General features: G+C 38.9%; 12 protein-coding genes and 1 riboswitch. Of the genes, 6 read left to right on the forward strand and 6 right to left on the reverse strand.

The window, feature by feature from the left end; genetic code table 11:
* Positions 1-69: 69 nt before the first annotated feature.
* Genes C9J36_RS05790 through C9J36_RS05810 form a run of 5 tightly spaced genes read right to left on the reverse strand, consistent with a single transcriptional unit; the run spans position 70 to position 3720 of the window.
* Positions 70-1086 (reverse strand): ThiF family adenylyltransferase, encoded by a 1017-nt coding sequence (locus C9J36_RS05790; protein WP_107942491.1) that lies wholly within the window; start codon positions 1084-1086, stop codon positions 70-72.
* A complete protein-coding gene (locus C9J36_RS05795; protein ID WP_107942492.1) occupies positions 1083-1847 on the reverse strand; it encodes a thiazole synthase in 765 nt (254 codons plus the stop codon). Before C9J36_RS05795 ends, C9J36_RS05790 begins: the two co-directional genes overlap by 4 nt.
* Before the next feature lie 2 nt (positions 1848-1849).
* On the reverse strand, positions 1850-2053 hold the full coding sequence (gene thiS / locus C9J36_RS05800; protein WP_066163988.1) for a sulfur carrier protein ThiS: 204 nt from the start codon (positions 2051-2053) through the stop codon (positions 1850-1852).
* 14 nt (positions 2054-2067) lie between these two features.
* Positions 2068-3177 (reverse strand): glycine oxidase ThiO, encoded by a 1110-nt coding sequence (gene thiO, locus C9J36_RS05805; protein WP_107942493.1) that lies wholly within the window; start codon positions 3175-3177, stop codon positions 2068-2070.
* Between the two features lie 12 nt (positions 3178-3189).
* Positions 3190-3720, reverse strand: a complete 531-nt coding sequence (locus C9J36_RS05810) for a thiamine phosphate synthase (RefSeq protein WP_107942494.1) — start codon at positions 3718-3720, stop codon at positions 3190-3192.
* A 72-nt stretch (positions 3721-3792) separates the two neighbouring features.
* A riboswitch (TPP riboswitch) is annotated at positions 3793-3900 on the reverse strand.
* A gap of 326 nt (positions 3901-4226) precedes the next feature.
* Here C9J36_RS05810 and C9J36_RS05815 point away from each other — a divergent pair.
* The 4 genes from C9J36_RS05815 to C9J36_RS05830 all read left to right on the forward strand — a co-directional run bounded on the left by C9J36_RS05815 (position 4227) and on the right by C9J36_RS05830 (position 9105).
* Complete coding sequence (locus C9J36_RS05815) at positions 4227-4775, forward strand: P-loop nucleotide/nucleoside kinase family protein (RefSeq protein WP_107942495.1); 549 nt, start codon at positions 4227-4229, stop codon at positions 4773-4775.
* A 223-nt stretch (positions 4776-4998) separates the two neighbouring features.
* Positions 4999-5580, forward strand: a complete 582-nt coding sequence (locus C9J36_RS05820) for a hypothetical protein (protein WP_107942496.1) — start codon at positions 4999-5001, stop codon at positions 5578-5580.
* A 91-nt stretch (positions 5581-5671) separates the two neighbouring features.
* Positions 5672-6979 carry a methyl-accepting chemotaxis protein gene (locus C9J36_RS05825; RefSeq protein WP_107942497.1) on the forward strand — a complete coding sequence of 436 codons (1308 nt, stop codon included), beginning with the start codon at positions 5672-5674 and terminating at the stop codon, positions 6977-6979.
* Positions 6980-7494: 515 nt separating this feature from the next.
* Positions 7495-9105 carry a glutathione ABC transporter substrate-binding protein gene (locus C9J36_RS05830; protein ID WP_107942498.1) on the forward strand — a complete coding sequence of 537 codons (1611 nt, stop codon included), beginning with the start codon at positions 7495-7497 and terminating at the stop codon, positions 9103-9105.
* Between the two features lie 416 nt (positions 9106-9521).
* Here the strand turns inward: C9J36_RS05830 and C9J36_RS05835 are convergent, their stop codons facing one another.
* Positions 9522-10910 carry a glycine--tRNA ligase gene (locus C9J36_RS05835; protein WP_107942499.1) on the reverse strand — a complete coding sequence of 463 codons (1389 nt, stop codon included), beginning with the start codon at positions 10908-10910 and terminating at the stop codon, positions 9522-9524.
* A 381-nt stretch (positions 10911-11291) separates the two neighbouring features.
* Here C9J36_RS05835 and ccpN point away from each other — a divergent pair, with 381 nt between their 5' ends.
* Together ccpN and C9J36_RS05845 are read left to right on the forward strand one after the other, a co-directional pair.
* On the forward strand, positions 11292-11921 hold the full coding sequence (ccpN, locus tag C9J36_RS05840; protein WP_235616047.1) for a transcriptional regulator CcpN: 630 nt from the start codon (positions 11292-11294) through the stop codon (positions 11919-11921).
* A gap of 8 nt (positions 11922-11929) precedes the next feature.
* Positions 11930-12742: a pyruvate, water dikinase regulatory protein gene (locus C9J36_RS05845; RefSeq protein WP_107942500.1), complete on the forward strand. Its 813-nt coding sequence runs from the start codon at positions 11930-11932 to the stop codon at positions 12740-12742.
* Positions 12743-12858 lie beyond the last annotated feature (116 nt).

The raw sequence follows: 12858 nt of genomic DNA on the forward strand, positions 1-12858 counted from the left end.
CCTCAAAATTGAATTTAAAATGAGGATGTAGTAAATGGTGGTGTTTTCATATAGTTGTTCTCTCCTTTATTAAGCAAAATATTGATAATAGACGCTTTTTGCCTGTTGTATGTCGGCAGTGCCATGCACGAAAACGCGCCCATCCTTAAATGCGGTGAGCTGATAACTTTCTACATTGAAGCTAATGAGAAAATCATTGAAATGTGTTATTTTCTCGGAAGTTAGCTGCTTTTTTAGCGCATATAAATCACGCATTTTATAAACAGGGCGAATTTGCACTGTGTCGCGACCACATAGTGAGGCGAATTTTGTTGTGGCATTGGGCTGCAAAAATGGATATGTTGGTTTTTCTCCGCATGTTGGGCAGGTTTGCTTTTTTAGTCCGTCCACCTTGACAGAGGAGAAGGTGTTTTGCCACACATCAATTGAAAAAACGCTTCCGCGCATCGCGGTTTCATTATTTGTTAAATATTTCAATGCCTCTGCTACTTGTAGAGCTGCTGTTACTTGTGAGGCAGAGGCTAAAATCCCTGCCGTGTCACAAGTTGGTCCTGTAGTAGGTAATCCACCCATTATACAGTGCAGGCAAGCAGTTTTTCCTGGCTTAATGAAAAAGGAAAGGCTGCTTGATGCAACGCACGCACCATAAATCCATGGAATCCTGTATTTATGAGCAATATCATTGATGATAAAACGAATATCGAAATTATCTGTACCGTCAATTATCAAATCAATAGATTGTGTTGCTAGTATATGCTCAAAAAGTTCGACATTGGCTTCCTCGTTATAAGCATGGATTGTCAATGTATGATTAATTTTCTGTAAGCGTCTTTTAGCGGCGGTCGCTTTTGGTAAACGGGCGGTCACATCGGCTTCACTGTATAGCATTTGACGCTGCAAATTAGATAAGTCGACGAAATCTCGGTCAATCAGCGAAATCTCACCAATCCCTGCCCGCACTAGCAAATCAGCAATTGTTGCACCAAGTGCTCCGACACCAACGATGAGGACATGCTTTTCAGCAAGAAGCGCTTGTCCAGTAGTGCCAATTGGGAGAAAGCGCTCCTGTCTTGAATAACGGCTCACCTGCTTATACCTTCTAATGGACTAGATGCTGTTGCATACATTTTTTTCGGTATGCGTCCAGCTTCAAAGCTTTCGCGTCCAGCAATAATTGCATGCTTCATAGCTGAAGCCATTTTTACAGGGTCTTTAGCTCCTGAGACAGCGGTATTTAATAATACGGCATCCGCGCCAAGCTCCATCGCCTGTGCCGCATCTGCAGCGGAACCAATACCAGCATCAACAATGACGGGCACCTTTGCTTGCTCGATAATAAAGGATAAATTAAGTGGATTGACGATTCCCATACCTGACCCGATAGGAGAAGCACCTGGCATAATAGCGTGACAGCCTAAATCTTGTAGGTGCTTTGCTAGCAACACATCATCGGAAGTGTATGGTAAGACGATAAAGCCTTGCTCCAATAGCATTTCTGTAGCACGTAATGTTTCTACAGGGTCCGGTAGTAATGTTTGATTACAGCCGATGATTTCGACCTTAACCATATCACATAAACCAGAGGCTTTCGCAAGGTTAGCGATGCGCACAGCCTCCTCTGCATTTTTCGCGCCTGCTGTATTTGGTAAGAGTGTATAGTTTTGTACATCGATTTTTTCTAAAAAATTTGGCTGTGTTGGTTCAAAAATATTCATACGACGCACAGCAAATGTTAAAATTTCTGTTTCAGATACTTCCACCGCTTCTTTCTGTGTAGCAAAATCTTTAAATTTCCCTGTGCCTAATAAGAGGCGTGAATTAAATTGATATGGTCCGATATGTAGCATGATTATCCTCCTCCTACAAATTGTACAATTTCGATATGGTCATCTGCTTTAATTTCCTTGCTGTCACGTTCCGCAGGCTGTAAGATTTCCGCGTTTACTTCAACAATGGCAAGCTCTTTATTGAGCTGTAAATGTTCTAGTAATTGGACAACAGTTGTAATAGATTGTGGTACTTCCATATTGTGACCGTTGACGTATAAGCGCAAAATGCACACCTCCTTTAAATCGTAAAGCGTTGCAATGAAAAAGGCGCTAACCGTTGCTTTGCTACGCTATCACCCAATAAGAATTGACTAAACAAAAGCCCAGTAATGGCACTTAATAAAATACCGTTGCGATAATGTCCTGTGCATATAAATAAATTGCTATATTGCGTAGTACCCATAATTGGAAGTCCGTCTATTGTTTGTGGCCGCACACCACACCAAGTTTCGACAATCTCAGCCTTCGTTAGTGATGGCATCATATGAATAGCTCGGGATAATAAAGAATAAATGCCACCGACAGTTACTGCATCATCTTCTAGCAGAGGATAGCTCGTAGCACCAATCAATATACGATTATTGTGCTTTGGTACGATATAACAGCCTTCTATTGAAAAAATGGTTGCCTTCGGTAGCTGTGCCGCTTTTACCATTAAGCATTCCCCTTTTACTGGGTGCACCGGGCAAGTAATATGAAGTTTGGCTGCAAGCTTCGCTGTCCAGGCACCCGCAGCCAAAACAGCTTGCTGAACAGCGTAGCGCTTAGAGGCTGTCTGGATATGTGTAACTTGTTGTTGCTTTTTCTCTATCGCAATAACTTCCTCTTCAATTATATTTGCGCCAAGCTTCTGTACAGCAAGTGCTAAAGCCTTTGTTAAATTTCTTGCATTTACTTGATGGTCCTCGTATATATGAAAGCCCTCTGTAATAGAATGACCCAATAAAGGTTCGTATTGCTGTAACTCTGTTTGATTTAGCCATTGTACAGAGGTAGGGCGGTCCTGATATAAAAATTGATACTGCTGCTGCAAATTTACTCTATCTTCCTCAGCAGCTGCAATTTTAATTAGCCCGGAAGGTAATAAACCAACTTCTTGCCCAGTTAAATGTAATAGCTCCTCGGCGAGTGCTTTGTGTAGCTCTCGACTTTCCAGTGCTAAATGATAAAGGGGCGAAGGTGTGTGAAATTCATTTTGACCACCAAGCATACCCCCAGCAGCGAGTGATGCTGTCGTTGTTTTTTCTGTATGGAAAATCGTCACAGGCTGTTGCTGTTTTAATAATTGATAGGCGATAGATAATCCAATAACCCCACCACCGATAATCGTAAAGCCTTGACACTTCATAAATTGCTCCCCTTAGTTAAAAAACATTGATATTGCGGCATAGCCCTGTGCGCCGACCTGCATCACTTGTTGTGCATTGCTGCTTGTTATACCACCGAGTGCAAGCACGGGTATTTTGACAGTACGGCATGTTTCAGCAAGTGCCTGAAGCCCTTGCGCTGGTACATTTGGTTTACAGGTTGTTGGAAAGACAGGAGAAAAGTATAAATAATGCATACCTCTTTCAGCACTTTGTAACGCTTCAGCCTTTGTATGCGTAGATTGCCCACATATAAAAGGATGCTGTGTCACATTTACAGCCTGATTTGCTGCAAAATGACAGCCAAGTAAGTCGTATTTGTAAGCGAGCTCCACATATGTATGAATGATTAATTGCTTTGCACTTATACCAGCCTGTAAAAGTGCGGCAATTGCGTTATCGATTTCAGTAAGTGAGAGCTGCTTTTCGCGAATAATAATGGCATCAACACGAGTAGCGACACCCTTTATTTGGTCAATTGTTTGTGGTGTAAAGCCTTGACCACTCGTAATAGCATGAATCATTTTAGTTTCCTCCAATAAAAAAACGTTACTTCTCCCATAGGAAAAGTAACGCTTACTTAAAAAATCGTAACAAATAATAGGCGACCACTTTCCTACGCTAGTATCAACTAGATCAGGTTCCAGGAATCCCAAAGTTTACTTTGATCTCAGCCGTTCACAACGGCACCTCCAGTGGATGGCTATGCAATTAGTTAACAATATAGCATATGTTTTCTAGAATGTCACGATGGAATTATCAGTTAATTCATTACTATTGAAATTTTAGTAAAACGATTAATGCAAACGCAATGATGTTTTTCAAGGGAAAAGTAATTTTGTGAATGGCTGATTTCCGACATATTTTAATAAAATATTCTAGCCATTTCCCCATATTTGGTATTAAATAAAGTATACATAAAAGAAAAATCCCTGATTAATACAAATGGATTTCGTAGAATAATTCGTTTGAAAAAGCACTGTTAGTTGGGATAAGGAGCAGTAGAATGCTTTATAGAGGGGGAATGGAAATGTACTTTATACAAATGTCTGGCTTCCCAGGTTCAGGAAAATCTACACTGGCCAGAGAAATCGCTAATAGAATGGGCTTTATCATTATTGACCACGACATTGTAAAATCTGCTTTATTAAATTCGATTGAAGCAGACAGCTCTTTTGATGGAAAGCTTGCCGGGAAAATAAGCTATACGATTGATTTTTCATTAGCTGATTTTCATCTATCTCAGGGGCACAGTGTGATTCTTGATAGCCCGTGCTTATACGAGGAAATGATTGAAAAGGGAATAAAATTAGCTCAAAAATATGATGCAGAATATAAATATATTGAATGCTACCTTGATGATTTTGAGGAAATCAATCATCGTTTAAAAAGCAGAGAAAAGATGCTCAGTCAAATTAGTGAAATTCGTTCGAAGGAAGGCTTTTATGCTACGCTTAACAGTGCAAAAAAGCCAATCGATTTCAAATGTTTAGTAGTTGATACAAGTCAGCCGATAGAAAGATATATAGAAAATGTCATTCGTTATATTAAATTTCGTATGCCAAGGGGAATTAAATAGAATTAAAGTAATTTATCCCTAAGACGCTTACGGTTAAGTGGGAGCTCCACTGCGCATAAAAGCCCAATTGGTTCAACTAACAATCAGTGAGGATGAGGAAAACCCCCGCTGATTAAATTTTCTCTTTATACGATAATCATGGTTGTGAGATTATAAATGTGGATGAAAAATTACATAAAAAGCTATTAGATTTTTTCAAAGAATGGAGGCATCAATCAAAACCATGATGAAGGCGAAAAGGCGAGGAATAATACGAAAACTGAAGCTTTTAATTATTGGGCTACTAGTTGCTGCGCTGTTCTCAGGCATTATCTTTCCATATTCAATTTTTAGTGTATATCCGACTGTCGCAGTAGAGACTGATGAAATGCGTCAGCAGAAATATAAGGAGGATTTAGCGGTTTTGCAATCGCTATATGAGGAAAAAGCGCTGCAACCAGATTATGTTGTGTCTTATTCGATTTCCTTATTGGCATTGTATGAGATGAGCTGGCTGACAGATTTCAATAGACCTATGAAACGTGCGCAGTGGGGACAAATTTTAACAAATGTTCAATCTGCCAAAAATGCTCTTATTCATTTAGGTTTTCAAGAGTCGATGCTTTCAACTGAGGCGAAAATGTATTTAGAACAAATGGTCGATTTATTAATGCACATGGAGGAAACAGTAGCTTATCATATAAATAAGCAGGGTACTTATTCGCGCAAACGTATAAATATTGCGATTAGCAATTTACAAAATGATATCGCCTTTTCATTAGGGCTCTATACTCGTTTTTGGCAAGAATATTATAATGATAAATAGGACTAAGTGATTGGGTGAGGAGCAACTATTTTACTAATTTTAATGTTTATTTTACAATGATAGTAGATTTACATAGGAATGGGGAGCAGCTATGGTAAAAGAAAAATTATTTTCTCGTGAAATAAAATTTTGGAAAAGTTTAATATTTAAAATGATTTTAGCTGTAGGGCTAAGTTTATTTATTAGCTCACATATTTCACAATTTATTAGTTTACAAGTTAGTAAAGTAATTGAATTAGATGGTATTGCGGGCGTTGTAATTAATACATTCATTTCATTATTTATCGGAACAGTAATTATTGCGCTATGTACACGCTATATTATTTTAAAGCGAATGAATCGAGTACTAAAGGCAATGGCACAGGCAGCTGATGGTGATTTAACAGTACGTATTGACGATAAATACAAAGATGAAATAGGGCAATTGTCAACAGAGTTTAATCATATGCTAGAGCAAATCGGAACAGTGATTGAAAAAGCAAATAAAGCCTCGACAGATGTAACAGCTTATACTCGAGAGTTTGCGGCGATTACAGAGCAAAGTAGCACATCTGTCGAAACGATTTCTAACTCTATTCAAAGTATGGTCGTTGGCGCAGCGGGGCAGTTAGAGCAGATGCAAAAATTATCAGAATCATCGGATTTAATTAGCAAAGAAATGGGTCAGGTATCCTCTGTCGTCCAAGATGTAGCAGATGTAGCGGCTGAAACGAACCAAAAAGCAGATTTAGGAATAGAGCTAATTGAGCAAACCATTGAAAAGATGAATACAATTAAGAAGTCTGTGAATGAATCGACAGAAGTTGTCAATGCATTAGGCGAGAAATCGAAGGAAATTAGTTCGATTTTAGCGTTAATCACAAGCATTACAGATCAAACTAACTTATTAGCTTTAAATGCTTCAATTGAGGCAGCACGTGCTGGAGATGCCGGAAAAGGGTTTGCAGTTGTCGCAGATGAAGTAAGAAAATTAGCAGAGGAATCGGGTAGAGCAGCTGATGATATTCGTACATTAGTTGATGATATTTTAAGCCAAACATCCAGCGCGGTAACAGCAATTAATAGTGGTACAAAGTATGTGGAAGAAGGGCGAGCATCGGTTGAACAAACTGGGGAAGCCTTTAAAAATATCGTAGAATATGTAGCTAATATTAGTACACGTACAAATGATGTAACAGACATTGTGCGTACAGTAAATAATAAAACAAATGAAACGAGCCATGTAGCGAACGATATTGCGGAAATTGCAAATGGTATTACGCTAAGCTTACATAATATTATGCGTTCTGCTGAACAACAAACAGCAGCTAATGAGGAAATTGCAAGCTCTGCAAATGTATTGGAAACGATGGCGAATGACTTACAGTCGGAGATTAGTCAGTTTAAGGTGCAATCGTAATAAAGGATGGCATCTGAAAAGCTATTTTGAAACGGTCTCTTTGCAACGAGTCAATCTTTTATGTGTCGAAAGTGAAGCAGCAGGTACAAAAATGTTTAGCAAATATTTAATATAAAAGCTTAGGCTGTCCGAAAAGTATTCCTTTTCGGACAGCCTTTTTGGTAATTTAGTAAAAGCTTACTCCACCTATAGACGATGGATAATCAATGGAATTATTATGCATAAAAAATTTTTTGTTTATTATTTTAAAATATTTTATTGAATAGAGAGGGTAATGATTTTTATTTTCTGCATAAGAGAAAGAAGTTGTGTGTTAAGTGATATTGTAGAGAATTTTTGATTGTTTATCAGAGTGGGTAATTTAAGTTCTTTATTTTTCTAATAAAAAAATTATATTTATAAAAATAAAAATTGAATAAAAATTTAGAATATTCATTGAAATATTCTATTAACAATGGTAGCATTTAGTTTGAATTCCTTAAAAATAATAGGGAAGTAAAAATGGAGGTATACTAATGGGAAAATTGAAAGGATTACTATTTTTGGTATTAATGCTGCTTTCCGTAATTCTTGTTGCTTGTAATAGTGACGATGTGGAAAATAGCGAAGTTAATACAGATACAAATACTTCGGGTGAGCAAACAGAAGCGGTTACTGGTGGCGACCTAGTATTGGCGACACTATCAGATGCGGCAAATCTTGACCCACATTTATCAACAGACGTGCCATCTGCCTCCGTGTTGTCCAATATTACAGAAGGACTTGTAAAGAAAAATCAAAACGATGAAATTGTAGGGAGTCTAGCGGAAAGCTGGGAAGCAATTGATGATGTAACTTGGGAATTTAAGCTTGTAGAAGGTGTTAAATTCCATGATGGGGAAGATTTTAATGCGGAAGTTGTAAAGAAAAACTTTGAACGTTTATTAGATCCAGAGATTGCAGCACCACGTGCGTTTTTATTTGAATCTATTAAAGAAGTTGAAGTTGTTGAGGAATATGTAGTGCGCATTCATACGCATTATCCATTCGCTCCACTTATTAACCACTTGAATCATCCAGTAGGTGTAATGATTTCACCGGCACAAATTGACGCAGATTATGAGTCGATGGCTGCTGGTAATAGCCCGGGGCAATTAGTAAATATGGAAGGGCCAGTTGGTACAGGCTTTATGAAGTTTGATTACTGGACAGCAGGGGCGGAAATCAAGCTTGTTAATAACACAGAATATTGGGGGCAAAAGGCATTTGTCGATTCTGTAACAATTAAAGTTATTCCAGAAAGTGCGACACGTGTTGCGGAGCTAGAAACAGGAAATGCGCATATTATCGAACCAATTCAACCGAATGAAGTGGCACTTGTTGAATCTTCTCCGAACAGTGTAGATGTTGCACCAGGTTCGTCTTTGTCATATGTTGGATTCAATGTAGAAAAAGAGCCGTTTAATGATGTTCGAGTACGTCAAGCAATTTCGATGTTAGTTGATCAACAAATGATTATTGATGGTATTTATGATGGCTTTGGGGAGGCAGCAATCGGTCCTTTAGCGCCAAATGTATTTGGCTATGATTCTACTTTACAGCCGTTAACATACAATCTTGAAAAAGCGCAACAATTGCTGACAGAAGCAGGATTTGCAGATGGTTTTAAAACAACAATCTGGACGAATGACAATCCACAGCGTCAGAACATTGCGATTATGCTGCAAGAAGAGTTAAGAAAAGTTAATATTGATGCTGCTATAGAAGTTGTGGAATGGGGAGCATATTTAGCAAAAACAGGCGCAGGTGAGCATGATATGTTTATTTTAGGCTTATCTAACCCAGTTGGAGATGCGGATTACTTCCTAACACAATTATTCCACTCTAAAAATAAGGGAGACCCGGGTAACCGTACTTTCTATGAAAATGCAGAAATTGATTCACTATTAGATCAAGCGCGCGAAGAAATTGATACAACAAAACGTTTAGCGTTATATAAAGAGTTGCAAGAGCGCTTAATCGAAGAAGCTCCAATGGTTTATGTGCACCACCAAGCCTATTTATCTGGCGTGAGTGAACAAATTGAAGGCTATTGGATTAACGATTCCGGTCACCATAAATTACAAAATGTGAAGTTCGTAAAATAAAACGAAAAGCGCATGAAATCAAAGTGTTTGAATTTGATTTCATGCGTTTTTTTATTTAGCCACAAATTAATGACTTGTAGAGAAGAAAAACCTTATTTATTAGGTCTAAAGTACTGATTCGCTCATAAACAAGTGACTTTCGCTCGTAAAGTAGGAGAACTCGCTCGTAAAATCCGCAAATTCGCTCATAACTCCGATGGATTCGCTCATAAAATGCAGAGAGGGGAAGCGCGTTGCTTCCCCTCAACCCATATTAAAATTGTAAGTGCTTTGAGATGTAAGCTTCTACTTCTGTTATCGGCATACTTGCGGGTGCTCCTGCGGTTGTCATGCTGACGCATCACAATCCTCGTCGCAAATCCGTCTGCCGGGTTAAACGTAGAGAGGGGAAGCGACAGGCTTCCCCTCAACCCATATTAAAATTGTAAGTGCTTTGAGATGTAAGCTTCTACTTCTGTTATCGGCATACGGATTTGGTCCATGCTGTCGCGGTGGCGTACTGTTACTTGGCCATCTTCTTTAGAGTCGAAGTCGTATGTGATGCAGAAAGGTGTGCCGATTTCATCTTGGCGGCGGTAGCGTTTACCGATTGATTGGGATTCATCGAAATCCACAGGGAATGCTTTGCGTAAGTTTGCCCATACTTCGCCTGCTTCCTCTGATAGTTTTTTCGATAATGGTAAAACAGCTGCTTTGAATGGTGCTAGAGCAGGGTGGAAGCGTAGAACTGTACGCTTATCATCACCTTCTAGCTGCTCCTCATCGTAAGCGTCACATAGGAATGCTAATGTTACACGGTCAGCGCCTAATGATGGCTCGATGCAGTATGGCACATAACGTTCATTCGTTACAGGGTCGATATATGTGAAGTCCTCACCAGAGTGCTCCATATGCTGTTTTAAATCGTAGTCTGTACGGTCAGCCACACCCCATAGCTCGCCCCAGCCAAATGGGAAGCGGAATTCGATGTCTGTCGTTGCGTTTGAATAGTGAGAAAGCTCATCTGCTTCATGGTCGCGTAGACGCATAGATTCCTCTTTCATGCCAAGGTTTAGGAGCCAGTTTTTGCAAAACTCTTTCCAATAAGCATGCCATTCTAGGTCTTCACCTGGCTTGCAGAAAAATTCTAGCTCCATTTGCTCGAATTCGCGTGTACGGAATGTGAAGTTACCCGGTGTAATTTCATTACGGAATGATTTGCCGACTTGCGCGATACCGAATGGTGTACGTTTACGCATTGAGCGCTGTACGTTTTTAAAGTTAACGAAAATACCTTGTGCTGTTTCAGGGCGTAAATAGATTTCATTCGATGAAGATTCTGTTACACCTTGATGTGTTTTAAACATTAAGTTGAATTGACGGATATCTGTGAAGTCGATTTTACCGCAATCTGGACAAGCTACCTCTAGCTCCTCCATCTTTGCCTTCATTTGCTCAAAGCTCATACCGTCAACGATAATTTCCTTACCTGTTTTTTCTAAAGAAGCATCTTCGATTAATTTATCGGCACGATGACGCGCTTTACATGCCTTACAATCAATCATTGGGTCGTTGAAGTTTCCAACGTGACCAGAAGCAACCCATGCCTTTGGATTCATTAAAATAGCTGCATCTAAGCCAACATTATGTTCAGACTCTTGAACGAACTTTTGCCACCAAGCTTTTTTAATATTGTTTTTTAACTCCACTCCAAGTGGACCGTAATCCCAAGTGTTTGCTAAGCCTCCGTAAATTTCAGAGCCTGGGAAGACAAATCCACGATGCTTTGCAAGTGATACGATTGTTTCCATTGATTTTTGTGTCATGAAAATACCTCCTATTGTCATGCCCGTTGGAACGAAAAAAAGCATTCGTCTCCGGGCGTATTATGCCCAGGGACGAATGCTGTCATGTACAGAATCCGCGGTTCCACCCTGATTGCTCAAACATCGCTGCTTGAACCTCTTTCGAAAAAATAGCTCCTGAGTGCCGTTTCTCTTTTCGGCGTAGGCTTGCACCAATCCCTACTCGCTAAGGTGAAAAGATACTTATAGCTCAATCATCGCTTAATATATATGGTTTAGTATACAACAAAATTTTTTTTGTGCAAGTGCTATAGCCCCAATTCTTTTCTTCGCAATCCACTTTGAAATAGTATATAATAATAACGTAATCAGTATAACATTATTAAAAGCAGGTGAGTCAAAATCGAACTCAATAAACGTCAAGACGCTATTTTGCAAATTGTAAAGGAAAACGGTCCAATCACAGGAGAGCAAATTGCAGAGCGTTTAAGCTTAACGAGAGCAACATTGAGACCAGACTTAGCAATATTAACGATGGCTGGTTTTTTAGATGCAAGACCACGTGTTGGTTATTTTTATGCAGGCAAAAAGAACACAAAGACATTAACAGACTCCCTTATGAATTTAAAAGTAAAGGATTTTCAATCTGTACCAGTCATTGTTTCTGAAAATATGACCGTTTATGACGCTATTTGTCATATGTTTTTAGAAGATGTAGGTACGTTATTTGTAGCGGATCAAAATAATTGTTTACAAGGTGTTTTATCACGTAAAGATTTATTGCGTACGAGCATCGGCTCACAAGACTTGAATAAAATTCCTGTACATATTATTATGACGCGCATGCCAAATATTGCGTATTGTACAAAAAGTGATTTTTTAATTGAAGCTGCTAAAAAATTAATTGATCGTGAAATCGACTCTTTACCTGTAGTAAATGAAACGGTGAATGGCATTGAGATTATTGGTCGATTAACGAAAACAAATGTGACAAAGGCCTTCATTTCACTTGCACAAATTCATGAATTGTAGGTGATGTTTTGGATAATCTGATTTTTTTTGTTGTCTCAGATTCTGTAGGTGAAACAGGGGAATTATCAGTTAGAGCGGCGGTTAGTCAATTTAGACCGACCTTTCAAAATGTAGAAATTCGCCGTTTTCCACGCATTAAAAGCTTTGAAGAGCTTCATGAAGTTGTGCAACTCGCTATACAGGAAAAGGCAATCATTGTTTATACATTAGTAGAAAAAGAGATGCGGCAAAAGCTCTATGCCACTGCTTTAGCACAACATGTCGCAGCGATTGATTTGCTCGGTCCGATGATAGAGCTATTGGAGAATTCAATCAAACAGGCACCATTAGAGCGACCGGGGCTTATGCATAAATTAGATGATGATTATTTTAAGCGGATTGAGGCAATTGAATTTGCGGTAAAGTATGATGACGGTCGAGACCCGCGCGGTGTGCTACTTGCTGATGTCGTTTTAATAGGTGTTTCAAGAACATCCAAAACGCCTTTATCACAATATTTAGCACATAAAAGCTTAAAAGTAGCAAATGTGCCACTCGTACCAGAAGTCGACCCACCAGCTGAGCTTTTTGCAGTAGACCCTAAAAAATGCTTCGGTTTAATTATTTCACCTGAAAACCTCAATGGCATACGAAAAGAGCGCTTAAAAACGCTCGGCTTAAATGATGATGCGATTTATGCACAGCATAATCGCATTCAACAGGAAATTGAACATTTCACTCGTGTTGCTAACCGTATTGGCTGTGAGGTAATCGACGTGACAAACACAGCAGTGGAAGAAACAGCAAATGTTATTTTGGATAAAATACGTGCAAGGGCATAAGCTACCTCTATCCGAAAAGGATGAGGTTTTTTAGTGTGCTAACAAAAATGTATGGCTAAAATGAAATAATTGTTTTATAATAATAAAATTGTGGTAAAAATATTTAGAAGTAGAGA

The organism is Metasolibacillus fluoroglycofenilyticus, assembly GCF_003049645.1.
Lineage (GTDB): Bacteria > Bacillota > Bacilli > Bacillales_A > Planococcaceae > Metasolibacillus > Metasolibacillus fluoroglycofenilyticus.